Annotated in this window: 21 protein-coding genes and 4 pseudogenes; 9 read left to right on the top strand and 16 right to left on the bottom strand. The window is 65.4% G+C overall.

The window, feature by feature from the left end; genetic code table 11:
• Positions 1-7: 7 nt before the first annotated feature.
• Together AB0I51_RS42550 and AB0I51_RS42545 are read left to right on the top strand one after the other, a co-directional pair.
• Positions 8-1,192 carry a DUF3500 domain-containing protein gene (locus AB0I51_RS42550; RefSeq protein ID WP_362983891.1) on the top strand — a complete coding sequence of 395 codons (1,185 nt, stop codon included), beginning with the start codon at positions 8-10 and terminating at the stop codon, positions 1,190-1,192.
• Positions 1,189-2,571, top strand: a complete 1,383-nt coding sequence (locus AB0I51_RS42545; protein WP_362983889.1) for a HupE/UreJ family protein — start codon at positions 1,189-1,191, stop codon at positions 2,569-2,571. Before AB0I51_RS42550 ends, AB0I51_RS42545 begins: the two co-directional genes overlap by 4 nt.
• Before the next feature lie 71 nt (positions 2,572-2,642).
• Here AB0I51_RS42545 and AB0I51_RS42540 read toward each other — a convergent pair.
• The 5 genes and pseudogenes from AB0I51_RS42540 to AB0I51_RS42520 form a co-directional block, all read right to left on the bottom strand.
• Positions 2,643-3,575, bottom strand: a pseudogene (locus AB0I51_RS42540) (hydrolase); the annotation flags it as partial.
• A gap of 346 nt (positions 3,576-3,921) precedes the next feature.
• Positions 3,922-4,770, bottom strand: coding sequence for a hypothetical protein (locus tag AB0I51_RS42535; RefSeq protein WP_362983887.1), 849 nt, complete (start codon positions 4,768-4,770; stop codon positions 3,922-3,924).
• Between the two features lie 209 nt (positions 4,771-4,979).
• Positions 4,980-5,467, bottom strand: a pseudogene (locus tag AB0I51_RS42530) (Scr1 family TA system antitoxin-like transcriptional regulator).
• Between the two features lie 597 nt (positions 5,468-6,064).
• Entirely contained in the window at positions 6,065-7,237 is a 1,173-nt protein-coding gene (locus AB0I51_RS42525) for a serine hydrolase domain-containing protein (RefSeq protein ID WP_362983885.1), read from the bottom strand.
• 73 nt (positions 7,238-7,310) lie between these two features.
• Positions 7,311-8,654 (bottom strand): transcriptional regulator, encoded by a 1,344-nt coding sequence (locus AB0I51_RS42520; protein ID WP_362983883.1) that lies wholly within the window; start codon positions 8,652-8,654, stop codon positions 7,311-7,313.
• Between the two features lie 258 nt (positions 8,655-8,912).
• Between AB0I51_RS42520 and AB0I51_RS42515 the strand changes: the two genes are divergently transcribed.
• The 5 genes from AB0I51_RS42515 (at position 8,913) to AB0I51_RS42495 (ending at position 12,102) form a co-directional block, all read left to right on the top strand.
• Entirely contained in the window at positions 8,913-9,404 is a 492-nt protein-coding gene (locus AB0I51_RS42515) for an ATP-binding protein (RefSeq protein ID WP_362983881.1), read from the top strand.
• Positions 9,404-9,742, top strand: coding sequence for a hypothetical protein (locus AB0I51_RS42510; RefSeq protein ID WP_362983879.1), 339 nt, complete (start codon positions 9,404-9,406; stop codon positions 9,740-9,742). Before AB0I51_RS42515 ends, AB0I51_RS42510 begins: the two co-directional genes overlap by 1 nt.
• 116 nt (positions 9,743-9,858) lie before the next feature.
• Positions 9,859-10,026, top strand: a complete 168-nt coding sequence (locus AB0I51_RS42505) for a hypothetical protein (RefSeq protein ID WP_362983877.1) — start codon at positions 9,859-9,861, stop codon at positions 10,024-10,026.
• 88 nt (positions 10,027-10,114) lie between these two features.
• The gene (locus AB0I51_RS42500; RefSeq protein WP_362983875.1) at positions 10,115-11,311 is read left to right on the top strand and encodes a cupin domain-containing protein; all 1,197 of its coding nucleotides are present in this window, start codon (positions 10,115-10,117) and stop codon (positions 11,309-11,311) included.
• Entirely contained in the window at positions 11,245-12,102 is an 858-nt protein-coding gene (locus AB0I51_RS42495) for an aldo/keto reductase (protein ID WP_362983873.1), read from the top strand. The genes AB0I51_RS42500 and AB0I51_RS42495 overlap by 67 nt, the downstream gene beginning before the upstream one ends.
• Here the strand turns inward: AB0I51_RS42495 and AB0I51_RS42490 are convergent.
• The 3 genes and pseudogenes from AB0I51_RS42490 to AB0I51_RS42480 all read right to left on the bottom strand — a co-directional run.
• Positions 12,090-12,947, bottom strand: coding sequence for a hypothetical protein (locus tag AB0I51_RS42490; protein ID WP_362983871.1), 858 nt, complete (start codon positions 12,945-12,947; stop codon positions 12,090-12,092). The genes AB0I51_RS42495 and AB0I51_RS42490 overlap by 13 nt on opposite strands.
• A 31-nt stretch (positions 12,948-12,978) precedes the next feature.
• A pseudogene (locus tag AB0I51_RS42485) lies at positions 12,979-13,134 on the bottom strand (HAD family hydrolase); the annotation flags it as partial.
• A gap of 95 nt (positions 13,135-13,229) precedes the next feature.
• Positions 13,230-13,436, bottom strand: a pseudogene (locus AB0I51_RS42480) (transposase family protein); the annotation flags it as partial.
• A gap of 20 nt (positions 13,437-13,456) precedes the next feature.
• On the opposite strand from AB0I51_RS42480, the gene AB0I51_RS42475 reads away from it, so the two are divergent.
• Positions 13,457-13,843: a nitroreductase family protein gene (locus tag AB0I51_RS42475; RefSeq protein ID WP_362983869.1), complete on the top strand. Its 387-nt coding sequence runs from the start codon at positions 13,457-13,459 to the stop codon at positions 13,841-13,843.
• A gap of 7 nt (positions 13,844-13,850) precedes the next feature.
• Here the strand turns inward: AB0I51_RS42475 and AB0I51_RS42470 are convergent, their stop codons facing one another.
• Both AB0I51_RS42470 and AB0I51_RS42465 read right to left on the bottom strand, forming a co-directional pair.
• Positions 13,851-14,066, bottom strand: a complete 216-nt coding sequence (locus AB0I51_RS42470; protein ID WP_362983867.1) for a DUF397 domain-containing protein — start codon at positions 14,064-14,066, stop codon at positions 13,851-13,853.
• On the bottom strand, positions 14,063-14,911 hold the full coding sequence (locus tag AB0I51_RS42465; protein WP_362983865.1) for a helix-turn-helix transcriptional regulator: 849 nt from the start codon (positions 14,909-14,911) through the stop codon (positions 14,063-14,065). The genes AB0I51_RS42470 and AB0I51_RS42465 overlap by 4 nt, the downstream gene beginning before the upstream one ends.
• A gap of 208 nt (positions 14,912-15,119) precedes the next feature.
• Between AB0I51_RS42465 and AB0I51_RS42460 the strand changes: the two genes are divergently transcribed.
• Positions 15,120-15,773: an ATP-binding protein gene (locus AB0I51_RS42460; protein ID WP_362983863.1), complete on the top strand. Its 654-nt coding sequence runs from the start codon at positions 15,120-15,122 to the stop codon at positions 15,771-15,773.
• 103 nt (positions 15,774-15,876) lie between these two features.
• Here the strand turns inward: AB0I51_RS42460 and AB0I51_RS42455 are convergent, their stop codons facing one another.
• The 6 genes from AB0I51_RS42455 to AB0I51_RS42430 are packed head-to-tail and all read right to left on the bottom strand — an operon-like array spanning position 15,877 to position 25,511.
• On the bottom strand, positions 15,877-17,229 hold the full coding sequence (locus tag AB0I51_RS42455) for a DNA cytosine methyltransferase (RefSeq protein ID WP_362983861.1): 1,353 nt from the start codon (positions 17,227-17,229) through the stop codon (positions 15,877-15,879).
• A gap of 9 nt (positions 17,230-17,238) precedes the next feature.
• Positions 17,239-19,050 (bottom strand): DUF6339 family protein, encoded by a 1,812-nt coding sequence (locus AB0I51_RS42450; RefSeq protein ID WP_362983859.1) that lies wholly within the window; start codon positions 19,048-19,050, stop codon positions 17,239-17,241.
• The gene (locus AB0I51_RS42445; protein ID WP_362983857.1) at positions 19,050-19,946 is read right to left on the bottom strand and encodes a hypothetical protein; all 897 of its coding nucleotides are present in this window, start codon (positions 19,944-19,946) and stop codon (positions 19,050-19,052) included. The genes AB0I51_RS42450 and AB0I51_RS42445 overlap by 1 nt, the downstream gene beginning before the upstream one ends.
• Positions 19,943-21,940 (bottom strand): hypothetical protein, encoded by a 1,998-nt coding sequence (locus tag AB0I51_RS42440; RefSeq protein WP_362983855.1) that lies wholly within the window; start codon positions 21,938-21,940, stop codon positions 19,943-19,945. Before AB0I51_RS42440 ends, AB0I51_RS42445 begins: the two co-directional genes overlap by 4 nt.
• Positions 21,937-22,962 (bottom strand): PD-(D/E)XK motif protein, encoded by a 1,026-nt coding sequence (locus tag AB0I51_RS42435; protein ID WP_362983853.1) that lies wholly within the window; start codon positions 22,960-22,962, stop codon positions 21,937-21,939. Before AB0I51_RS42435 ends, AB0I51_RS42440 begins: the two co-directional genes overlap by 4 nt.
• Positions 22,959-25,511, bottom strand: a complete 2,553-nt coding sequence (locus AB0I51_RS42430) for a Z1 domain-containing protein (protein ID WP_362983851.1) — start codon at positions 25,509-25,511, stop codon at positions 22,959-22,961. Before AB0I51_RS42430 ends, AB0I51_RS42435 begins: the two co-directional genes overlap by 4 nt.
• Between the last annotated feature and the right edge of the window lie 29 nt (positions 25,512-25,540).

The raw sequence follows: 25,540 nt of genomic DNA, 5'->3' as shown, positions 1-25,540 counted from the left end.
TTTCGCCGTGGCGAATGCATCGACGGACACCGGAACCGGCAAATCGGCGGCGGGCGTCAAGCGCCCGGTCGACAAGAAGGCCACCGGCGTCGGCGCCGTGGTCAGCGCGGCCAACGAGTTCCTGAACACGCTGGACGCCGACCAGCAGGCGGAGGTGCTGCTGGACTTCTCGCAGGCGAACGCGACCGCGTGGTCGAACCTCCCCTGCGGTTCGACCTGCCGTCCCGGCATCCAGCTGGGTTCCCTGACGGACACTCAACTCGCCGCCGCCATGCAGGTGGTGAAGCTCGCCACGGGTACCGGCAAGGGCACCGGGTACGACCAGATCACGCAGATCATCAAGGCCGACGACGTGCTCAACGCCGCACAGAGCACCAGCTCCGGGGGTCCGGCGCCGTCGGACACCGCGTCCAGCACGGCCTCCGCGGACCCGTCCGCCACTGCCGACCCGTCCGCGAGCTCGACGGCCACCGACGCACCGACCGACGTCCCGACCGGCACCCCGCCGTCCGGCGGTGCCGGCGGCGGCATGGGCGGCTACGGCAGCGGCGTCTACTTCCTGGCGTTCCTCGGCACCCCCTCCACGACGGGCACCTGGCAGCTGCACTTCGGCGGCCATCACCTCGCCGTGAACGAGACCTACAAGAAGGGGAAGGTGGCAGGCGCCAGCCCCTTCTTCGTCGGTGTCGAGCCGAGCAGCTGGACCGCCGACGACGGCACCACGTACTCGCCCCTGGAGGCGCAGCGCAACGGCATGCTCGCCCTCACCGGCAGCCTGAGCACGGAACAGCTGGCCACCGCCAAGCTCTCCGAGTCGTTCAGCGACGTACTTCTCGGCCCGGGCGAGGACGGCCAGTTCCCGGCGACCAAGGAAGGCATCAAGGTCAGCTCACTGTCACCGAAGCAGAAGCAGCTGGTCCTGAAGGCCATCCACCCCTGGATCGCCAACGTGGACGACGCCACCGCGAAGAAGCTCATGAAGACGTACGAGCATGAGCTGAACGAGACCTACGTCGGCTACTCCGGCGGCACCGCCCTGGACACCCAGGGCGACTACGTGCGCATCGACGGCCCGGGCGTGTGGATCGAGTTCGTCTGCCAGAACGGCCTCGTCTTCCAGGGCAAGGTCCACTACCACACCGTGTACCGCGACCACACCCGCGACTACGGCAGCGAGTTCACCTTCTCATGACCCGACCGCGAACTTGGCTGACCACAGCGCTACTTCGCCTGGTGGCCGGGATCGCGATCGCGGTACCGGCGGCGCTCCTGCTCGGAGCGTCGCCGGCCGCCGCGCACCCGATGCCGCACTCTGTGGTCCAACTCGACGTGTACCAGGCCTCGGTGACCGCGCGGCTGGCGCTGCCGGTCGACGACTTCTCCCGGGCGAGCGGCATCGACCTCAACACGATCGCCTCAACCGCTCTCCCCACCAAGTCCGTTGCGATCCGCACCTACCTCGCCCGGCACATCCATCCGACCACTCTCAAGGGCAAGGCCTGGCAGGTCAGCATCGGCGCGCTGAGCCTCAGCCGCACCGAACAGACCTCCACCGGCCCGTACCGCGAGCTGATCGCGAAGGCCGTTCTCACCCCGCCGGCCGGAGCGGACGTACGGCACTTCACTCTCGACTACGACGTGATCGTGCACCAAGTCGTCACCCACGTGACGCTGGTGTCGGTCCGACAGGACTGGGCCGCAGGGCGGGTCGAGGGCGACGGCGCCACGCAGGTCGGCACCATCCGCCTCGACGTCCGGCGCATGAAGGTCCCGCCGCTGACCGTCGACCTCGGCAAGGGCAGTGCCTGGAGCGGTTTCGTCGCGATGCTCGAACTGGGCGGCAACCACATCCTCACCGGCACCGACCACCTGCTGTTCCTGCTCATCCTGCTGCTGCCGGCACCGCTGTTGGCGTCCGGCGGGCGCTGGAAGGGCCTGGCACGCCCGCGCGCCGCGCTCACGCGCATCGGCGGCATCACGCTCGCCTTCACCGTCGGCCACTCCGTCGCGCTGGCCGCGACCGCCCTCACCCGCTTCGAGATCCCGGGCCGACCGGTCGAGGCGTTCATCGCGGCCAGCATCCTTGTCGGAGCGGTCCACGCGATCCGCCCTCTGTTCCCCGGCAGGGAAGCGATCGTGGCGGGCGTCTTCGGCCTGGGCCACGGCATGGCGTTCTCGTTCGTCCTCGCCGAAATGCACCTGTCCACAGCCCAGTTGGCGACCAGTCTCCTGGCCTTCAACCTGGGCATCGAACTGGTCCAACTCCTGCTGGTCTGCCTGGCGTTGCCGTCGCTGCTGGTCCTCGCGCGGCTGCGGGTGCAGCCCGCGCTGCGGGTGGGCGGTGCGCTGATCACGGCTACGGCGGCCGGCGGCTGGATGGCGGATCGGTTGGGGCTGCCCAACCCGGTGGCCAGGGCGGCCGACAGTGCGGGATCTCATACGACGGGGATGCTGACGGTGCTTGCGGTGGCGGCGGTGGCGGCGGGCGGATGGACGCTGGTCGTCCGCCAACGTCAGCGTCAACGTGAGTGCGGGATAGGGGAATTGGGGACAGCTACGTCGATGACGTAGATGACCCAGAAGACGCGGATGCGGGCCGGTGTGTGATTCCCCGGCCCGCATCCGTGATCAGGGCCTCACGAGGAGAGCCACTCCGTGGCGTTGAGGGCGAGGGCGGCGTTGGTGGCGCCGGTGTCGTTCCAGCCGTCGTAGAGGGTGTTGCCGGACTGGCCGGTGCCGTCGTCGATCGGCGAACTGTCGCCCCAGAACGCGATCTTGCCGCTGCCGTAGGTGCTGGTCAGGAAGAACGCGCCGGTGTTGCCGGAGTAACCGCTGCGGTACACAAGGCCCTTGACGGCAGAGTTGTCCGCGGGCGTGAGGGTGGCCGTCGTGCCGTTGGCGATCAGGCTCTTGGTGACGGTGCCGAAGGAGCCGTGCAGTACGGGGTCACTGCTGTCGGTGATGGCCTTCGGGTAGCCGGAGCTGATGTTGAGGGAGTCGATGGAGAACCCGAACGGGTCGTCGCTGTCCACGCTGTTGTTGGTCATGAGGTCGTTGAGGATCTCGACTGCGTCGTAGCCGTCGTTGTTGCGGTCGGCCCCGGTGTGGTCGGAGATCATGAACAGACCGCCACCGGCCTGCACGAACTTCATGATTGCCGTCTTCTCGGCCGTCGTGAACTTGGTGTTCGGCTCGGGCAGCACGAGCGTGTCGAAGTTCGACAGGTCGTTCGCCGACGAACCGCCGTACGTGAGCGCACTGGTGGCGGTCCTGAGGCTGTAGTCGCCGGTCTGCTGCAGGGCGACGCCCCACGAGGAGAGCGCCCCGGTCCAGTCCGTCTCGGAGGACGGCGAGGAGTCCTCGGCCAGCGGGTCGGGCTTGCTGGTCGAGATGATCCAGTCCGCGTTGCCCGCCTCCTCCGCGTGCCCGTCGTCGAACAGGACGCGGTGCGTGGTGGCCGCGGCGGCGGGGGTGACGGCGGCTGCCTGGACGGCCGCGCCCGTGGCCAGCAGACCGAACACGGTGACGGCGGTGGTGAGCTTGCGACGTGACGTGAACTTGCCAAGCCTGGGCATCCGGTGAACCTCCGTGAAGTGGGGGGATTCCATGAGTGGGGGTGGAGTGAAGCGGAGTGAACAGGGGGTGCGGGTGCTGCGGATGTCGCTGACTGCGGTGAATCTTCGCGCGTAGAACGGTAGTTGAGTGATCACCGATCAACACAAGGGAGGACGGTACACACGGGATAGGGAGCGGCGGGAGAGGATCCCGGCGGTTCACGTAGATCTCTTACTCGGCGGAGCGGGTGTGAGGAAACGGCGCGGTGCCGGGCGCGTTGACGCATGGCGACCCGGCACCGAAGTGCTGACGTACTGCCGTGAGGTGCTTGAGGTGCTTGAGGTGCTTGAGGTGCTCGCGAACCGCTTACCGGACGTCGACGAAGTCGCCGGCCGCGGTCGCCGCGGCGGTGGTGGAGGTACCGGCGAAGACGTAGCGGTAGTACCCGTCGACCGTGGCCTTCGTGGTGGTCTTCAGGACGCCGGTGCTGTTGGTCTTGACCGTCGTGAGGGTGGTGTAGGTGCTGCTGCCCTTCTTGCGGAACTGCAGCTTCGCGGGCTGGGACACGTACCCCGCGTACTTGCCCGTCGACCAGTTCGCGCGGGCGAGCTTGCCCGTGACCGTGATGGTCTTGCCCTTCTTCACCGGCTCCGGCGTGGCATCGGCGGTCAGCGTGGAGGCCTTCTTGATCGCGGTGGTGGCGACGTCGTCGTTGTAACTGGCGTTCGCGTACAGGTCCCAGGCCCCCAGGAACAGCTTCCAGGTCCCGGCCACGCCGTTGTCCTTCATGTCGGTCGCGGGGTGGATGTTGAAGACGGCCTTGCAGGTGTACGTCCCCTGGGTCGCCGTCTCCGTGCAGGCGGGGTCGTCGTCCGTCCCCAGTCCGCCGGTGATCCCGTCCGTGGTCGAACTGTCCGTCCCCTGCCACAGGAAGGCCTCGGTGAGCGCGACGCCGTTCTGGTCCGTCGCGGTGTACGTGACGGTGACGGACTTCGTGCCGGTGGTGCCCAGGACGATGTCCTTGCCGCCGTTGATGACAGCGTGCGAGAACTTGGTGTTGCCCAGGGAGTCTCTGGGCTGAACGGCCGCCGAGGCGAAGGACCTTAGCTCCGCCGCGGCCCCTCTGCGCTCGGCCGCCTGAGCGGCAACCGGAAGAGCGAGCGCGGACAGAACCACGGCACCGGAGACAACGCCGGCCGCAACGCGTATACGCATGAAACCCCCACAGGAACCTGAGAGGCCCGCCCAAGTCTCCACTTGGCCAGGCCTGTTGATCTCCGCATCATATGAACTCAGGTCGGAAATGGTGAAGATCTCTTGTGCAATAAGTGCGTAACGGGGCAGTGGGGATTGGGGAGTTGGTATCGACCAGGCCTCGCGGTCCCTCTGGCCGACGTCGGCGGCGGTGCCACTGCTGCTGACGCTCAGGCGTTACTCCAGAAGGCAAGAGCCTTGTTGATCAGGCTCCTTGCCGAGTCTCCGTGGCACGCCGCGCCGCCGAGGGCATCGAACGCCTTGTGGTGAAGGGCCAGTTCACCGGCGTCGGTGATGTCCACGCCGCAGGAGACGAGTTCGTAGTGGGCGCGGTCCTCACCCATGTTGAATCCGGGCATGGGGACGATGCCGAACTCGGCGGTGGCAGGGAGGATTCCAAGACCGAGCGAGGGCAGGTCCATGTCCCGGAGGAGACGCTCCATCTGTCCGCACATGACCTGACGCCCCCGACCGTCGTGTAAAGGGCCTGTTCGCCGAGGATCACGTCATAACGGTGCTCACCGTCGTACAGAACCCGCTGCCGCTCCATGCGTTTGGCCACGCCCGCCGGCACGTCGTCCGGAACTCCGAGAAAGTCGACGACGCGGCGCAGGATCGCGGTCGCGTACGCCTCGGTCTGGAGCGTGCCCCAAATCATGGTGGGGACGTACGCCCTGCCGTGCCGAGTCTGCTGATACCAGCCGATCACCTCGTCCTGGATGTCTTCCGTGCCGGTGGACAGCCGCTGTTGCCACGGAATCGAACTGGTCACTGCACGTTCCCTTCGGTTGCTGACGGTGAACCAGCCGAGCTCATACCGTGCGCAACGGATCGCGGATCATCGCTCGTACATCGGCAGCGCAATCCGGCCGGTCATCAGGACGTCGTGATTCGCGAAGAGCGCATCGAGGTCGAAGTGCCGATTAATGTGTGCGGCCCACTCTGCGAACGCCAGGTCCGTGTGCGCCTCGCCCACGCGGGCGCGGCTCGCCTGGGTGAGAATCCAACGCGCCTGGTCACCACCGCTCGTACGGCTACCGAGGTCGCGCGCCAGCCGCCACAGCGAGTCACCGTCGTCCTCTTCATCTACGCTCGTCGCCGGACTGTGTGATGTAGGCGACGCTGAGGTCTCCGAGAGGAAATTACGGGCAGCTGACCATGTAGTGAACTTGGTTGTGGCAGCCCTTATTGAGTCGCCCCCGGGGGTGGGGCGACCGATCGTGGCACTGTGCGCTCGTAGGGTGCCAGTGTCGCTCTACAGCAGCGACCTTCGCACCGCGTCGACCAGCGAAGCCGCACGCACATCGGCGGCCCCTCCGATGATGCTGTTCATCACGTAACCGAAGGCAATGCCGTGCTCCACGTCGGCGAAGCCAAGTGAGCCCCCTCGCCCGGTGTGGCCGAAAGCGCTCGCGCTGGTCATGGGATTGGCTTCGGTGGGCAGCATGTATCCGCTGCTGAATCGGCTTGGGATCAGCATCACTTGGTCCTTCCCGCCAGCCTGTTCCTTGGTTGCCGCTGCCAGGGTTTCCGGGGTGAGCAGGCGCACGCCGTCCACCGCGCCGATCAGTGCGGCGTACATGCGAGCCAGCCCGCGAGCAGTGCCGATGCCGTTGGATGCCGGGAGTTCCGCGGCCTGCACCTCGGGCGAGTCGAAGTCGATCTCGTTGGGGTCGGTGACGGCATACGCCCTATTACTGAACGAGGTCGGGTCGCGCCAGGCGGCGACGAGTTCGCGGAGTTCCTCGGGAACCGACTCGGCGGGCACGGTGGTGAGGTCGACGTCCGGCCGCTGGTACACCATGCGGCTGACCCGATCGCGTTCATCCGCCGGCAATCCGATGAAGAAGTCCAGCCCGAGGGGAGCAGCGATCTCGTCGGCGAAGAAGCGGCCCGGCGTACGGCCGGACACTCGGCGGATCACTTCGCCGACCAGCCAGCCCCAGGTCCGACCGTGATAGCCATGCGCGGTGCCCGGAGTCCACAGGGGACGCTGAGCTGCCAGTGCGGCCACCATCGGGTGCCAGGCCAACGCCTCGTCCAGCGGGACTGGTTGGTCCAGCGCGATCAACCCGGCCTGGTGGGACAACAGCCAGCGCACCGGGATGTCCGCCTTGCCGTTCGCGGCGAACTCCGGCCAGTACTTCGCCACCGGTGCGTCCAGGTCCAATACGCCGCGCTGGGCCAGCATGTGCACCGCTGTCGCGGTCGCCCCCTTGGTGGCCGAGTAGACGAGCTGCAGCGTGTCCCGCGTCCACGGACGACCGGTCTCGGTGTCGGCGACGCCTCCCCACAGGTCCACCACCGGTCGGCCGTACTGGTACACGCACACCGCCGCGCCGATGTCCCCGTGCTGGGAGAAGTTCGCCTCGAACGCCTCACGCACCGGTTCGAATCCAGCCTCGACCTCGCCGTCGATCGTCGTCATGCCGTCCATCCTGGCATTTGGATCGGCTGCTCCAGCGGGGCGGGTTGGCCCTCGAAGTGCGAGACGGCGACTGTCAGGCCGCGACGGGAAGCGCCTGAAGACGCTCGCGGAACTCACGGACGGCGGAGACGGATTTGCGCGATTCGAGTCGAGCGTTGAACTCCTTCAAGCGGTCCAGAGCTCGTACGGAGCTGACACTGCTCTCCAGGAGCCCGGCGCCGTGGTTCGCGGCGTCCAGAGCCCCTTCCAAGTCGCCGCCGGCGAGCCGTGCCTCCGCCAGGCGGCTGGACCGTACGGCTTTGTCCCGGGGAACCGCGCTCTCTACGGAGGTTTTCAGGGCACTCGTCGCGCGCTCCACCTGCCCGGAACGCAACAGGACCTTGCCTTCGGTCGACTTCAACTGCGCCTCGCCGAACCAGTTGAGCCAGTCAGGGTTCTCCTCCGCCGAGCCGTGCTCCCAGAGGGACACGGCTCGGTTGAGCGCCGTTCCGGCGTTCCGGTGGTCCCCGTCACGTGACAGTGCCTCGGCCTTGTGCAGGTAGAGGAAGGACTGGGTGTACGGCGACAGAGATTGAGGTGCGTTGTCGATGCCGGTCGAGATGAGGTCGACCCGCTCGGCGGTCCGTCCAGCCTCAGAGACCTGGACTCCCATCTCCGCGAGGATAAAGGCGCCGAAGGCGTCGTCTCCAGAAGTCCGAGCGCTACGCAGGGCCCCGACGTAGTAGTGCTGGCCGGCGGACCGCAGGCCAGCGTCGTAGGCCATCCAGCCGGTCAGGTGCGACACCCGGGCCGCCAGCGAGTAGAGGCGGACGCGAATCCTGTCCGTGTAGCGTCCGGCGCCGAGGAGGCCAGTTACCAAGGCGAGGTCACCGCGTGCCTGTTCCAGGAGCCGGGCGCCTCCGAGTTGGTCGTCGAGCGTGCGGAGCGTGCTGATGCGCTGCTCGATCGTCGAGACCATCGTGTCCGTGACCTGGTCGCCGTTGAGCGCCGAGGCGAAGGCGGAGGGCGCGTCTGCCCAGCTCGCTGCGAGGCCCGTCAAGGCGGCGCCGGTGATGGTGAGAAAGCCCCGGCGGTCCATGCGGCCACTCCCGACGAGTTCGGACAAGGCTTCAACGGTACCGGCCTCGGTCCACGGCGTGGTGAGCTCCGCGATCTCCCAGACGGGGAGCCACCGCGGCCATCCTTCCTCCCGGACCTGCTTGTACGGGACGCGCAGCAAGTCGGCGAGCACGCGCTGGGCGTCAGCGTCCGGCTCCTGTCCCTGCTCCCACTTCCACACGGTCGTCCGGTTGGTCGCCAGCGGGATTCCGAGTGATCTGCCGTGCGCTTGCATGAGGCGGGCGAACTCGGCCTTGCCCCATCCGCGCGTGTGGCGGAGGAAGGTCAGCGGGTGGACTGCCAGCGGTTCACCAGGCACGTCATCACTCCCGTCATCCCCTCGCGGCGTAGTGGGGAGGCTACTTCGCGTGTCCGTGTACGGGGAGGGCGTCCCCATGAGGAACCCCCTAGAAACGTTCCGCCTTGCGTGCTTGGGCCGTTGACTGAGTGTCAGCCGTCCAACGAGGAGCGCGCGCAGGGCGTCCGCTTCGGGAACGGTTCCTAAGATCGGCGGCTTCGTCCCCGTGCCCCCCGTCGGGGACGAAGCCGTTCTCCATCGCTTCGGAGGCGTCCCCATATGTCCACGATCGTCCATCGATTCGTCTTCGCCGGTACGGAAAGCGACGTGTTCTTCGCCCGGCGCAAGGTCATCGACCAGGTCCGTACGTGGGGCGTGCCGATGGACGACGAGAAAGCTGACGCCATACGCCTGGTCGCATCCGAGCTCATCACCAATGCCGTGGTCCACGGGAAGGGTCCTGTCACCGTCACGCTCTACCTCCGGTCTGGATCCCTGGTGATCGATGTCCTCGACGGCAACTCATCAGCCCCGCAGATGAGTTGGGCCCAAGACGAAGACGAGAGCGGTAGAGGACTGGCGCTGGTCGATCTTCTCGCCTTGCGTTGTGCCTGGGCGCCATCTGAACGCGGCAAGCACGTATGGGCGGAGATCGAGCTGCCGATGACAGCGCCTGCCATACGAGCCGCCGTTCTGCGCCGGTTCTTCGCGCGTCGGCCGAAGCACGGAATCGTGGCTGAGCCCGAGCCGCTCACCCTGGCGGTCGCGTGATGGGACGACATTCGCTACGACGGAATCCGCTGACCGATTCCGATGTGGTCTTCCGTCCTTCCCGTCGCGACATCGACCCCGTCACCCGGCAACCCACCGAGTACGCGCTCTGGGACCGCCACGAGTGGTTGGCCCGCGGCGAGTGCTGGCTGTGGTGCGGACGTGACGACGTCGAGGTGACATGGATCGGGCCTGTCCAGTCGAGCGGCATGCACGCGGCCTTCTACGTCTGCCGCGCATGTCTGTATGAACCGGATCAGCGCCTCCTGGAGACCAACATGCGCGAGGACACGAGCGTCTTGCCGACGAGTCGCAGGCCCACCCACTCGCGGGTGTAGGGCCGCACATCTCCCCCAAGGACAGCCGCTCCACAGCATCACTGCTTCCCGGCCGTGGGGCGGCCATCGACCTCCCGCCGGCCCTGGCGGGAGAACCGAAAAGGAAGGAGCACGAGGTGGAAGAGCCCACGACACCGACTCCGGCCCGAAGTGGCCTCCTGGTGGCGGTGACAGAACTGACCGCCGTCCATGACCGGTACGACAGCCTCCGGTCGGACAACCAGGGTAGTTCCGGCGACGCGCCGTGGCCGGGTGGCGACGGCAATCTGCACGACAGCGAGTAGGCACCAAGCGGTGGGGGCCGGTGCGGTCGGCCGTGCCTGCCCCCACCGCGTCCGAAGCACGTGGCTGAACCCATGGGAGGACGCAACGATGGAACATCAGTTGATCAGCGCCATCGAGACAACACTCGGATGGAGCGGACCCGAGGAGCTGGGCAAGGACTTCGTACGCGGGAGCATGGACGACCCCGCACTCGTCTCCCGCATCATGACCCCGAACCGCCTGCTCGACATCGCCATGCGCAGGAGCCTGAACCGCCCGCAGTTCCGGTGCTTCCAGAAGGGCGAGGAGGTCCATCCGGCCATCTACTACACCGACAGCGTCAGTCCCCGGGGCCAGAGCATCTCCATGGTCAACATGCGCAGCCTGGGCAGGCTCCTGGGCGAAGGCGCGACGGTGATCATGGACCAGGCCAACGTCTTCGATCCGACCATGGAAGTCGCCTGCCGGGCCCTGCAATGGTGGTCCCACGAGCGAGTCCAGGTCAACGCGTACCTGACCACGAACGACGCCTCCGGCTTCCCCCTGCACTGGGACGACCACGATGTCGTCATCGTCCAGCTCGCGGGTGAGAAGGAATGGGAGGTCCGCGCGACCTCCCGCAACGTCCCGATGTACCGGGACGCCGACCCCAACACCACTCCGAGCGACGAGATCATCTGGTCTGGCCTGATGCGGACCGGCGACGTCATGCACATACCCCGAGGCCACTGGCACCAGGCGACACGGACCGGCAGCGGCTCCGGCAACAGCCTGCACGTCACGTTCGGCATCACCAAGCGCACGGGGGCGAGCTGGCTCGCGTGGCTGGCCGACTGGTGCCGCGAGCACGAGATCTTCCGCCACGATCTCGACCGCTGGCAGGGAACAGGCAGCGAAGCCCTGACCGCGGCTGCCGCCCAGTTGGTCAGCGAACGCCCGCCGCCCGACTTCCTGGCCGCCTTCGAGCAAGCGACGACCCTGCCTCGGCACCTGCCGTTCCTCGACGTACTCGGGCCGCTCGACGCCGTGGTGTGCACCACCCATTTCCCGCCCCAGATTCAGGAACACGGAGAGACCGTCGACATCGTGGCCTCGGGGAAGAAGCTCACCCTCGCGGCCAAGGCACTGCCCGCTCTGCGTCTGCTGCTGAGCGGCAGGCCAGTCGAGCTGGAACAGGCCGCGGCCGTCGCCGGGGCCGAAGTAGCGGAGGTCGCTGAGATCCTCGTGGAGGAGGAGCTGTGCGCGGTGCTGACCCCCGAGTTGTTCTCGGGCTACACCGGTCTCGTCACGAACGCCGGCTCCTGACCGGGGCGCTCGACCTCGGCGTCACAGCACTCGACACCAGCACCAACTACCTCGGCTTCCGTTCGCATCAGGTCCTGGCGCAGACGGCCGGCGACCTGCTGCCGAAGTTCACCGTCTCCACGAAGGTGGGCTACTTTCCGGGACCGGGCGGGGCGGAGCACTCCTTGGACCCCGTACGGCTGCACGCGGCCGTGGAACAGGCGGCTGGGGACCTGGGGCAGGAGCCGGATCTGGTGTTCCTGCACAACCCGGAACACTCGCTCCGCGAGGCCGGCCCGCATGGCCAGGAGGTGCTGACAGAGGCGTGCGCTGTCCTCGATGACGCTATGAGCAAGGGCCTGTGTGCCGCCTGGGGCATCGCGTCCTGGGATCCATCGTTCCTGGTGGGACTGATCGGCCCGACCGTTCCGAGGCCAGCGACCCTCATGGTCCGCGCCGGCCTACTCGTCGGAGTCAGAACGCTGGACGCCGCGGACGCACTCATCGAGGCGTGGGACCTGGACCCCAGCGAGGTTTGGGGCATGAGCCCCTTCGGCGGCAGTACCAGCGACTCGGTGTGGGCCAGGATCGACCCCCGTGTCTTCCTCGGTGACAGTCATCAACTCTCGCGCGTGCAGGCGGCGTTCATAGCCGCCTATCACATCCCGAGGGTCGGCACTGTGGCTGTGGGCACTGATGATCCCGCCCATCTGGGCGACCTCGTCGGCGCCCTGGTCGGCGAGGTCGAGGAACTAACGGTCCAGGAGTACCGGAGTCTCCTGCGGGACCGTTCACGCGATCAGCCGGTCTGAAGCTCCTTGATGACCTGTTCGGCCTTGCGCCGGGCGGGTTCCAGCCGAGGGTCTTCTGGGTGTGCGTACGGCCCGAGGAGCTTCGAGCAGGCGAACAGCGTCATCAACTTGCCGTCCCGGCTCTCGAAGTCGGACCGGCGCTCGTGCCATACGCGGTCGGCCAGAGCCGGGACAGCAAGGGAACTCGCCCACAGCGAGGCCGAGTCCAGCCCCAGCGGCGCGTTACCCCAGTCCTCCCAGTCGAAGAGACTGAACGCCGGAGCGGTCATGTTGGCCCAGTTCAGGTCCGCGTGGGCCGGTACCCACTGTTCGATGGTCGGATCGAAATCGCCGGAGAAGACACCGTGGATGGACTCGGTGACGAGGGCCTGGGTGATGGTGTCGGTGTCCGGTGTGGCGATCCGACTCGTGTGCTGGGCCGCCAGCGCGTCCAACGACGCGTTCAATGCCCCCCACCAGTCATCTGACAGCTTCGGGACTCCACTCAGGATGGCGCTTCCGATAGGGGCTCCTGGCATGAGCTCGGTTTCGTCGGCTCGCCACATCACCTGCCCGTCCGTGGCCCGCCAGACCACACATCCGTGCCATTCGGGCTGGGCGATGCCTTCCAGACGCGCGGCACTCTCAGCGCCGTTCCACCCCTGGTCGGGGATCTTGTCGAGCAGGCGCCGTTCGATCCGCACCCAGGTGTCGCGGTCTGTTCTGGCCCCCACGGATCGGCGCTTGCGCACCATCGTGTCCGGGAGCAAGCCCACTTGCAGAGACCGCTCGACGCGATCAAGAACCTCGCCAACCGGCTGTACGCGTAGGTCGACAGCCTGACCTGTGGAGACCGAGAGCGCCATGGACGAGACCGTAGCAGTGGCGGGGCGGAGGTGCCCGACGCCTCTGGTTGTCGGCGATGACGACGCGGATACCGAGCTTGCGTAATCCCGGCAGCGACGGGCGGATGGCGTCGGCATTGTCTCGGCCCTGAGGGACAACAGGGCCAACGAGGGCAGAGAGGGTGTGGCGGGGAGCAACGAGCCAGTCCCCTCGGGAACCTAGGGCGTCACAACTGGCTCATCTCCGGGAATGCCCCAGTAGCCGGTTGTGAGATATACGCCCGCGGCAGACACTGAGCGTTTTCAGCGTTGCTTCTCCAGGGTGAGGACGGCCTTGGTGATGACGCTTATGCGGTTGGGACTGATGCGGGATCTGCGGAAGATCTGCCAGGACTTCAGCCGTGCCATGCCTCGTTCGACGGGTGCCCGGGCCGCGGACAGGGCCCGGTTCTCGGTCCGCTCGGTGAGGGTGAGTTCACCGCCCGGCGGGCGGCGCTTGGCGGTGGTGACGCGTCGAGAAAACTCCGACCATGCAGGATGCCCCGCTGGCCGTCGTCCCCCTGGCCCACAAGGCGGCGTACCTGGAGCGCCACGCCGAACCCGACAAGGGTTGGGAGGACCGCGCCGAGGCTCGCTGGCCCGCGCCGTACTGGCACAACGACACGGGAATGGCCGCCCTGCTGATGCTCCTGACCGCGGTCGACGAAGGCCTCGGCGCTTGCTTCTTCGGCATCGCGCTTGAGCATCTCCAGCCGCTCCGGGCGGAGTTCGGGGTCCCGGACGAGTACGCCCCGATCGGGGGGATCACGGTCGGGTACCGGGCTGAGGATGTTCCCGAGCAGAGTGGGGGCATCGCGGAACGGCGGCGGGGCGTGGAGGATGTCGTTCACCGGGGGCAGTGGGGGCGGTATGCCTGAGAGGTGTTCAGTCCGCCGGCTCGCTGTCCTGGAAGGCCTGGACGAAGGAATGCCAAGGGCCGCTTTGAACGGTGACCACTGGGCCCGTGGCGTTCTTGGTGTCACGCACGAGTGCACGGCCATCGGTCATCGCACACTCGACGCACTCACCTCCGGCGCCGTTGCTGTAGGACGACGTGAACCAGACCAGACGGTTGTGGGTCCCGGTCTCTGCACTCTTCAACTTGCGTATTCCTTCAGAACGGACTTGATCAACTGGGCGGAGCGTTGAGGGCTGAGCGCCGCAGCCCGCAGGCCGTCGAACGCCTTCGTGTACTCACGAACGTGATGCTCGCCCTCCAGGTACACAGCATCGGTGATGCCGTCCCGGTACACCAGGTCCGGGTCCTCCGGAGCGGGAAAGCCCAGGATGGTGAACGTGCCCGTGGCTGGATACGTGCCCGAGTCGAAGGGAAGCACCTGCAGGGTCACGCTCGGCAACTCGGCTGATCCCAGCACGCGTTCGAGCTGTTCTCGCATCAACGCCCGATCCCCGATGACGTTGCGCAGTGAGCCCTCGTTCACGACGAACCAGGCATCAGGAGAGTCGGGCCGCGTCAGCATGGCCTGCCGCTCCATGCGCACTTGTACGGCCCTGGCGATGTCCTCGGCGGACATGTGGGCTCCCGTCCTGTGGAGTTCACCGGTGTACGCCTCGGTCTGCATGAGTCCCGGGATCAACTCGCACTGGTACTGCCGGAACGTGGAGGCGTCCTGCTCCAGACCGATGTAGATGTTGAACCACTCGGGGACGCCGGCACCGTGCACCTGCCACCAGCCGCGCGTCTTGGCCTCCCGAGCCAACGACTTGAGGAACTCCCGCAGTTCGTCGGTCGTGTCGTAGAACCGGCACAGGGCGTCGATGTCCGACGGCTGGACCCGGCCGTTGCCCGTCTCCATGCGGTTGACCTTGGAGCCGCTCCAGTCCAGCGCCTGGCCCACCTGCGCGCAGGTGAACGCGTTCGTCTCCCGGAGCTTCTTCAGCTCGATCGAGAGACGGCGACGGCGCGCCGTCGGTGAACCGGCCATCTGAAACCTCTCAACAATCCGTCGACTAGCGGGTGTTCAGTCTCGCGCCAAGACCTCTGCGTGCCAATCACTCGGAAGTGGGAATCTCTTCCTGCACATTGCATGACGGGATGTGTCGGCGTCACTCTGGTCGACAACGCCACTCACGGTGAGGCCATGCAACGCTCCGTCGATCATGCGGAGGTGGCATGCAACGAGAGGAGTCCTGGTGATCCAAGAAGCGTGTATGTCACGAAGGTCGTGGGACCTGGCCTTTACGGCGGATCCCGAGGAAGTGGCTGCACTGCGCCGCATCATGCGATTGCACTTGGGCATGTGGGGTCTGCATGACGTGACCGACGAGGCTCAACTCTGTGTGAGCGAGTTGGTGTCCAACGTCATCACGCATGTGGGCGCCGGCACCCCGGCCACGCTCGCGGTCTCTATGAACGGGACTCGCCTGCGGATCGAGGTGCACGACCCCGATCCGCGCGCATTGCCGACCCTCGTCGACGGGACTTCCGACTCCGAGGGTGGACGAGGCATGGTTCTCGTCGATGCGGTCGCAGACTGCTGGGGCGTCTTGCTGCACCAGGACCGCAAGGTGACCTGGTGTGAGCTGAAAACAGGCCTTAACGCGTCAAATGGCCACGTGAGCACAGCCGGTGTCATGCGGGCCGAATTGCTGCTCGGCCCCTACCGGACCGCAGGACTGCCTCAGGAACCGGGCCTTGGTCGACTGGGCGCAGCCATGGCCGAGGAAGCGGTGATCGAGGTCATCGCGGACGTTCTGCACTGGCTGCGGGCGCACGGCTGTGATCCGGAGGAGATTCTGGACCGTGCTCAGACACACTTCGAGGTGCAAATCGGATCGACGCCCTGACCACTGACTCACAACAACCGGACGCGGTCGGCCGTCGAGGGGACGGGCTCAAGAGTTGGAAGTCGGGTCTCGGCGCTTCCGGCTCTTGGAAGCATGGTTTGGGTCAGTCCCGCAAATAGGCGTGGATCGCCGCGGCAATGGCAGTGCCGAGTGGGATGGGTACGGCATTGCCGATCTGGCGGGCGATGTCGGTCTTCGAGCCGCACCACCGGAAGTCGAGTGGGAAGCCCTGAATTCGGGCGGCCTCGTAGTGGGTGATCGGGCGAGCGGCGGTGGGGTGAAGGTACCGCCCCTTCTCGGGCTTGAAGAACTCGGTGCGGATAGTCACGGAGGGTTCACCCAGCCGAAGTCGGCCCATCACGTCGCCCGTACCGGTGTTGTGGTTGTCCCAGCTTTCGGTTGAGAGGTACTTGACGATTGTCTTCACGCCCGGAGGGTTCTGGGTGTCGAAGATTTGAATTTCTCCGTCACTGTCGATCGTGTACCACTTACCAGTCAGGTTTTTTCGATTCCCACCTTTGGGGATAGCTCGGTAGCGGGCCCTTGAGAGCGGTTCTGGATTTCGGCCGAAGTGGAGGTCAGGGGTTGTGAAGACCCCGGGAAGGACGGAATCCACATCGGGAACGTATTCTTTTCCGTCCGGAAGTTCGGTGCCTCGGATTTCGAGCAGATTCGACTCGTTGAATACTGAGTCGACAGCCCGCCAGTATGATGGCTCCAGATCGACACCGTCGAGTGGCTGCGCCGGAATGGCGTTGCTGTGTTTCCGGTGTCGGGTATGCGTCGCTGGGGGGTACTTCATCGCGCGGTTGCCGTCGACGTCTTTTCGGACACCGATCACGATCGCCCGACGACGTGCTTGAACCGCGCCGTAGTCGGCTGCGTTGAGGAGGTAACGCTTGTGCTTCTTGTCGTCGGTTTCACCTGGTTCGTGACCCGGCGGGTTGATCAGGCGGTAGTCGGAGAGTAGGCCACCAGGTTTTACTTCGCTGAGAAGGTTCAGAAACTCGTCCGACTTCAGGAATCGATCGACATTCTCGATGACGAAGATCTTCGGGCGAATTCTGCTTACGATACGAACGTATTCTTCCCAGAGGCGGTTCCGCTCGGATCCCTTTTTGTGGCGATTCAAAGCTGAGAACCCCTGGCAGGGGGGTCCTCCGACCACCACGTCCGCGTGAAGGGCTTCGTCCGTCGGCTTCCAGTCCTCGATGTCCTCCAGGTGGACGCGCGCCGGCGGGAGCCTGTCGTCCGATTTGTGGCTTCCGAAGTTCGCCGCATATGTAGCTGCTGCAGCGAGATCGTGTTCGACTGCCGCGACGCTACGGAACACCGGTCCGCCGTCCGCCGCCCCCTCCGGACGGAACTCGTGAAACCCTTGAGTGAAGCCACCGCATCCAGAAAAAAGATCAAGGACCGTGATGGGCTGAGGGGTGAGGGGACGGGGCGTGCTCATGAGGCGATCTTAGCTGCGCAGGGCGGAAGAGATGGCCCGACCGAGAGCCCTCGCGAGAGGTGGTGGCATTGCATGACCAATCTGACGATACCTGGACGTCTTGCCACCGAAGAAGCTCCATTCCTGCGGGATCGACTGGATCATCGCGGCCTGGTCGACGGTCAGCTTGGGTTGGCCGTCAGCAGGGAAGTCGGCCTCCGGGGGATCGTCACCAAGGCTGTTGCCGTTGACGCCAAGGGTTGCCCACGCCTTCTTGGTACCCGTGGGACCGAGATCGGCACCTCCGCGACGGTCGGAACCGCCGACAAGGGCCGGTGCGATGCGGTTGGCTGCCTTGATCCAGCGTTCCGCGCCCGGCCATCCGTTTGCGGACATGGAAGGGCCCAGAACCTGGCCCACGGTCGGCGGCGGCAACTCGTTCGGCTCAGGCCACGAAAATCGGGAGAAGTACGGGGATTGCAGTGCGACCAGGAAACCGCTACTGCGGTTCTGCGGCACACCGAAGTCGGCAGCATTGAGGACTCGCCAACTCCAGCTGTAACCCGCATTGTTGAGCTGAGCCTCAATCCATGAGCGGTCCGTAGCGAAGTCAGGGCTCTGGACCAGGTCCGGAACGTTCTCCAAGAGAACGGCCTTTGGCTTGATGGCGCGTACCAGAGCGATCGCGGCCCTGAGGACTTCGCGCTCCTCGGTGTCCTCGGTTCGGCCGACGGTCGCAGGAGACTTCACGCGGGGAAGTCCACCACTGACCAAATCGACACCCAGGGCTTCGGGACGCTCGCTCGGCTGGAATTGCGCGATGTCCATGCAGATCACGTCCCAGCCGGGACGATTCAGGTCGATCGTGAAGCAGGCATCGGCCTTGCTGTCGATGAGTAGGACAGGGTCGAATCCGGCTTGCGCCAGTCCGAGTGCTTGAGCTCCGGCCCCGGCGCAGAGTTCGACCGAGCGGAAGCGACGTGACTCGGCTGCATCCCCTGGAGCTTCTTGGGCTGCGGAGGACTCGGGTGTCACAACGAGCTGTGTTTCGTCGCCATCGTGCTCAGCTTCACTGCCGGGAGGCGTTCTGGTAAGGCGCTGGGCGTCGAGGGATTCCTGTGCGACTGTGCGCAACTCTTGGTCCAGGGTGTGCTCTTCGATCCCGTCGAACAGCACGAACGGGGCAAGCCGCAAAAGCCTTTTGAGGAAGTCGCGCAGTGTTTCGCGTTCGTTCAGGCCTGCCAGGTCGAGGGTCTGCCACACACGGAGGATGGCTCGGACCATGTGCGGGCTTCCACCGAGCGCCGCCCGGCGGGCGTAGATCTGGTCGAAGGCGGCCTCTCCGAGAATCTTGAGAGCGCCGTACGGTTCCGGGTCGTCGGAGGAGCGCACGAGTTGGGCCCGCCACCACAGCCGGCCGAAGACGTGACGGGTGAGGTCCGTGCCGAGGACGCGGTCTCCCGGGGGTCGGGGGTAGCGCCAGAACGCGACATCCGGGAGCAGGACCAGCGCCAGAAATGCCCAGACGTCCCGTGATGCTGCCTCCGCAGGCACCATGCCCATCTCGGCGTGCAGCAGGGCGGCGAGCCGAAGGTCGAATTCGGCATTGCGGGTGCGGTCGGAGTCGTCGGGGAACCCGGCGCTCTTGGCGAGGTCGACGACGCCTGCACGCAGTTCCTTGAGCCGAGTCGCGGAGACTCGGTCACCACCGGTGGCCACGTAGACCGCAGAATCGTGAGAGGTGGCGACTCTGCCGGCCAACTCGGCGATGGGTAGGTGGCTGTACTCCTCGAAGAGCGGTCTTGCCTGTTCGGCCAGCAAACGAGGGTAGAGGAAGCTCATCAGGACACCTCGAAGATCTTGACCGCCGCCTGCAGGTCCGAGCCGAACAAAGCCGGCGACTGCCGTTGGCGCAGACGGATGTCGGTGATTGTCTGTCCTGGGAAGAGCTGGTCGAACAGGCTCAACATTGTGGCGCCCAGCGAGCCCTCGGGGAAGTCGGAGTCCTCGGCGAAGTCGTCATTGCTCAGCGCGTGTTCAATCATGATCCGAGCCGCGTCGGCGTACACGGCCGAGAGCACGATGCGATCCACCGGACGGGGCTTGCCCGCATTCTCGAATGCGGTGGTGGTGACCGCGTTCCTCTCATTGACCAGAAGGAGCAGAGAACCCATAGTCGCGCTCTCCAGGCTTCCACTGATCTGTAGATGCCATGCCGCATGGTCGGGGAAAGAGGTCCGGGCGAAGTCGATCACGGCCATGGGGAACTGCGGCGCGTCACCCTGGAGTCGGAGGAACTCACGGTCGCTCCACAACACAGATCCTGCTCGGCGGGGAGAGGACGGGCGGCCATTGCTCCGACGTTCGGCCAGGACGAGTGCGGTGTCGAGCATGAGCAGTCCACCCAGATCGGTACCTCGCAGCAGGACATCGAGTTCCACGGTGCTTGTGCCTCTGTCGGCCAGGCGCACATGCTGAGCCGGCCCGCTGAGGTTGGATCCGGTGGCTGTCCACACGGCCGCGAGCATGAGCGCGGCGTCGACGGGAAGTCCGGATTCGGCTCGTGCTCGGTCCAGGTCTACACGGACGGTCCTGCGGAGATGCAGGTCCATCTGATAGTCCCAGTCGGGCAGGGCTTCCGGCAGAGCGATCTCTCCGTCCGGGACGACAAGCGACCATGTCTCGGTGACCACGACGTCTTCGGAGGGGACGCGATACGGAAGGACGCGTCGACTCATGAGGACTTCACCGCCTCGACCTTGATGCCGATCTCGGTCATGGTGTCCGGAGCCGGTCGCACAAGAGCCAGCCAGACGGATTCGCTGCCCTCGATCACGTGCGGCTCGGAGGCATACACACGACCGGTGTCGTCCTCCCAGCCGACGAGCGCGGGCATGCTTGCCCCGATGGGAGGGTCCGTCTCACGCCCACCGGTTCCGGGAAGAGTGACGGCCAGATCGATCCGGACCTGCTGTGGCCCGGGTACGGGCAGCCGGAACTCCTGGACGAGTACGGAGGTGTCGCCGCGATCGTCGTAGTACGGCTCGCCGATGTACTGGACTTTCGGGCGGCGGCGTGGCGTGTTTGTTCCGTCCGCTCCGGACCCATCGGCGAAGTGTTCAGTGCCGGTACCGAATCCGCCGGAGCTTGCCGGGGCGTTGGCTGGAGACCGATCCGTACCGGAGGCTTCGGGACTTGGGACGACGCGGCCTGGAGTCGAACGGGCCGTCCTTTCCTCCGTGTCGTTCGACTTCGCAGCACGTGCGGTGCTGCCGGGCTTCGAGTAGGCCGTGGCGCCACCGATGCCCCAGGTTCCACCCACAAGCCCGGAAAAGAGCGAACTGGCAGCACCCAGGGCGACGTTGCTGGCTCCGGTACGGGCCATGCCGCCGAGTGAGAGCAGGCTGTCCAGAGCTTCGCCGATGCGCCGAAACGTCGTCTGCACGAAGGTACTCTCGGGCCTTACGAGAGATTGCGGATTCCAGGCGTCATGCGTAGGCGGTTCGGCCTTCGCATAGATCTCGTCCATCGTTTCGTCGGCTCTGAAGACTCCGGCGTATCCCTGATTCACGCTGGGAGGTTTCGGCCCGGCGTGGTACGTGACGACGAGTTCTGCAGGTCGCATCAGACAGACGTGATGGACGATGTCTTCGATGTCGAGCATGCGTGAGGCACGCGTCGGCTCCAGGGGCGGAATGATCCGCTTCACGAGCCCGAGGCGTCCGAGATACTGCTTGGGCTTCAAGCAGTGCAGGTTCTTGCCCTCCGGGCCAGCCATCGATTCGTGAGCGGCGACGAACATGTTGAGGGGGCGGGTTTCCCGCGGGTCCGGCACGGAGTGCTCGACACCGTCGCAGGCTACGGCGAACTTCATGGCGGGTGGCTTGCTGCTGACGGAGATCATCTTTGGCCAGAGATGCCAGGCGATGGTCTCTGCCAGATAGTCGGCCGCCTCGGGCGGAGCGAGTTCGTCCAGGTCTGGATCGATTACGACGACGGTCGTCCCTGTCTCCTCGGGACTGAAGGACCTGAGTCCCAGACGTTGCGCTGTGGCTTCGGCTTCCTGGCCGACCAGGGGTTCGACGACGGGCCCTGACATGTTGCCCCACCAGTGCCGACCGGTATAGCGACGGTCTTCGCCTGGTTCACCGGCCACGTAACTCTTCCAGAGGGTGCAACCGATGAGTCGGGTCTCGTAACCTCCCTGTGCTGTACGGCAACGGGAGTGCACGAGCACGGTTCCGGACTTGGACAGCAGGTAGAAAATGCCCTTGCCGAAGCCGTAGGTGCCACCTCCGAGTGCGGTGTCGCGCGGTTCACCTATGTTGCGGATGAAAGAGACGAAGTCCCGCTCGGCGCCGACCGCGTCGTCGGCGCGAGTAGGTCCTCCGAGTCCCCGCGTCCCACGATCGGAGACGGAGAGGACGCGGACCGGGCCACGCCTGAGGGTGTCGCGCAACGGAAAGGTCTCCGCGCTGCCTGCGGGCGCACCGTTGAGCAGAAGTTCTCGCCATGCGCCGGCGTGGGCCGGACCGACTGTCCACATGTCGATGCGGTAGTCCACGGGAGAGGAGGGCTGCGGCAGTCGAGCGTCCCAGCTGTTCTGGGCGGACTCGCGCACCAGGATGGTGAGTAGGTCGAGTTCCGGACGCCCGAGCTGGTTACGGATTCCTTCAGCGGCGCTCGCGCCTTCCGGAGGATAGGGCTGTGAATACCAGCGCGGCTCCATCACGCGGACTCCCGGATCAGACCCTCGATCAATTGGGGCACTTGGTCTGACGGCAGGGGAGCAGGCGTTTCACCGGACAGGTCGATGGTGTACTCGACGTCGAGAATCGAGACGGGCACGCCGGCATCGACGAGTGCCCGGCCGGTGAGACCGGGGAAGTCGGGGCCGACTCGGTACCACCGCTCTTCACTGATCACGAAACGCACATCGTGATAGTGGCTGGAATCTGCAGGGCGATAGCCGACGAAGGCGAGCAGATTGAGCAGCGCGCCTTCATCATCACAGAGCCGAAGCGCCTGTTCGACCAAGTCCACGAACGCGGTGCCTGCGGTGTTTCCGGATGCGCGTTGCAGCCGGAACCAGGCCAGAAGGAGGTTTCCGCCTTCTGGCACGTCGAGTTGGTCGAGCCCGTGGATCCGTGGTCTTCGTCCCTCTCTGGTGGTGCTCGCCTTCACTTCGACGGCGGTGGCTCCGCCAGTGAAGTCGTGATGGTGGCCTTCGGGGCCGTGCCAGAGTCGGTGCGCGCTCGGGTCCTTCACGAGAAGCCGATTGAGGACTGTCAACTCACCGAAGAGCCCAGCAAGTTGTTCGGGTCCCAGGGGAACTGCCTGCGCCTGGAAAAGAGTCCTCCATCGATCGAGAACACGGTAGAGCGCCTTGACCGGATTGTCGGGTAGCTCTTCGACCGCACCCAACACGTCCACGCACAGTTCCGTGAACAGATCATCGAGGTCATTGCGCATGCAGGCGAGATCGGCATACGTCTGATACGTCTCCTCGTCCTCCAGAGCCCGCTTTCGCAAACTGAGTACGGGTCCGTCCAGACCTGGACGGACCTTGCGGTGCGCGTGAATCGGCACCAGAACATGTCGATGTCCACTGCGGTCGACGGCCACCGCCAATGACCCGCTGTCGCTTGCGACGGGCAACTGCGAGACTCTCAGGCTTCGTTCACCAGTGATCTGCTCGGCGTGGAGTGCGGTCCAACGATCTTCGACGAGCTTGCGAAGCGCATCTTCCTTCATGCATCCTCGCTTTCGAGGAGGCTGTAGTCCTCGTCCTCGATGCGGACACCTGACAGGTTGGCCGAGATGTACTTTTCGACCGTGCTGTCCCCATGCTGCGGTTCGGGGAATACGAGACCGACGCCGATGACGTGTTCCTCGGCGTTCAGCGGTGCACGAAGTTCCTTGTCCGGGCTCGGTTGTGACGTCTTGTCGATCGGATACAGGACCAACAGACCTGTATCCGGGAGTTGGGCGCGACGTAGATCCTTGATGCCCGACTCTGTCAGCTTCGTTGTGTCCCCGGTCAGATCCACTGCGGCGTCGGGACGGCTCATCAGTGTCTTGATGTCGGCGAAGTCCCTGTCAGGGCTCTCCACCTTGAGGCGGGCACGGGTATTGCGCCCCACTGCCACACCGGGAACGAAGGTGTACGTTTCTCCCGCCGGGTTGCCGACGATCGCAACGTTCCATCGGCGCAGCGAGTCGGCTGAAGTGACCCGCTTTCGGATGTAGTCGCTGATCAGACCGGCATCGTTCTCCGGTGACTTCTCGTGGAACTTGTACGCGGCGAGGAAGTCGGTCACCACGTCGTACGGCACGTCACGGAACACATAGCGCCCGTCGGCCGGGCGTTGCTCCACTCTGACAGCGTTCGAGAGGGAAGCTGCGACCAAGTCGCGGGCGGCAGCAATGTTTCCGCGCAGCCACTCGCCGTTGGTGTGGAAATAGTGGGTCTGGACCCGCTTGCCCCCGTAGGAGGACGCCGCTGTTACCGCAGCGCGCATCTTGGCTGCCGCGGTGACCCGTAGAGCGGGGTGTGTGCGCAGACGGACCGCGAAAGTCAGCGGTGTCTCGGACTCGGTCATGTAGACGTCGATGTCCCGACGCATCTCCGTCTCGACCGTGGCGAGGTGCCGGAACCATTCGGCGAGTTCGTCGGTCATCCAGATCCGAGGAAGGTCGGCGTAGCCGTTTCGGAAACCGAACCATCGCCCCATCTGCAGCAGCGTGTCGTACGCCGACACGGCTCTGACGAAATAGCTCACCGACAGGCCTTCGAGAGTCAGCCCGCGCGACAGAGTGTTGCCACCCACGGCGATGGCGACGACCGGGCCGTTCTCGTAGTCGAGACGGTCTTCGCTGCTGGAGTTGTCCATGATGACGCGACAGTTTCTGAGTACACCCGGCAGTTCCGTCGCCAGTTCGTCGAACGGAACCTTCGACTCACCGAAGTCCTCGGCGGGGACGCGTGCTGTCTCCTGGTCCCAAAGAGCACGCAACCTGGAGAGGAAGCCTTCGTCGGTCAGGGACTGCGTTGCACGGGAGCGAAGGTGCTCCAACGGCCGCTTGAAGCTGTTGTGCACGGCAGTGTTGACGCTTGTGTGGATCAACATCGTGCTGTGTGGATTGCCCGCGCGCCGCACTCTGCGGGCTGCCGTCACGAGCCAGAAGTACTCGATCGCTCTGCTGAGGGTGTCTGTGATGAAGGGCTCGAAGCCATCGGCGTCGGCCCTCGTTTCGGGGCGCACGCACGACACGTCGTCGTCGGGGATCGAGCGGATCATGTCGTATCCATCGTCGACCTGTTCGGGATCCTCGCCGTCGAGGGCATAGCGACCGAACAACACCTCGGTGCCGAAGTGACCGGCTGGCTTGGGCAGGTTGACGACGAAGTCACGGGGGTAGAGGTCTTCGGCGCTCGGGTCGATCAGCAGATTGGCGAACGGGGAAGCCGTGTAGCCGACGTAGGCGGACCGCGGCAGGCTGCTCATGATGCTCAGGATCAGTGGATTGATGGATTTCGTGGCGACCGTGGCCTGGTCCGCCTCGTCGTCAATGATCAGCGCGGGGCAGTCCTGGAGATAGTCCGAAGCCTTCTCCAACCATGTGCCGAGCTTGCGCAGTACTGCTGCGTTCTTCTTCACCACGCACAGGACGTGCGTCTTGTTGCTCTTCCCGAAGTACGAAGCCGGGTTCTCCTGCGGTGTGAAGTCCTTGTCGAGCCCTGTCAGTTGGGACCACATGGAGGGGTTTGGCTCGACTAGTTGTTGCACCAGGCGGGCTTGTGTTTGGCGCCTGAGGCCGTTGTGGATGCCCGCCAGGACGATGAAGAGCTTGTAACCGCGATCAGCGGCTTTGGCCATCACCGATGTGAAGTTGGTGGTCTTGCCCGACTGGACATAGCCGACGACCAGTCCCCGTGTGGAGAATGCTCTTTCCTTCGGATGGTTCAACAGGGAGACGACGCGGGTGGACGAGTCGTCGAGTTCCCTGATGGCAGGTTCTTCGGACCAGCCGTCCTTGCGAAGCAGGTCCACGACACCGGGCCAGCATTTGTCCTTGGCCTGTGGGCCTGTGTACCACGTGTCACGGTTGCCCAGGACCACCGCATGCGGTTCTTCGAGTTCCTTGATACGGATCATCTGCTGCTCGTGGTGCTCACGGATTTGTTCGACGATGTCAGGGCTGATACCGAACAGCTCCAGCCGCTTGACCGCCTCCGAGGGAGGGAACGTGTCCAAGAGCGCCTTGAACGTTTCGTACATTTCGTCGAAATTGTCGGTCATGGGAATCGACCGTCTCCGCTCTCGCTCGT

The organism is Streptomyces sp. NPDC050549 (assembly GCF_040655035.1).
Taxonomy (GTDB): domain Bacteria; phylum Actinomycetota; class Actinomycetes; order Streptomycetales; family Streptomycetaceae; genus Streptomyces.
This window is presented reverse-complemented; position numbering and strand designations above follow the sequence as displayed.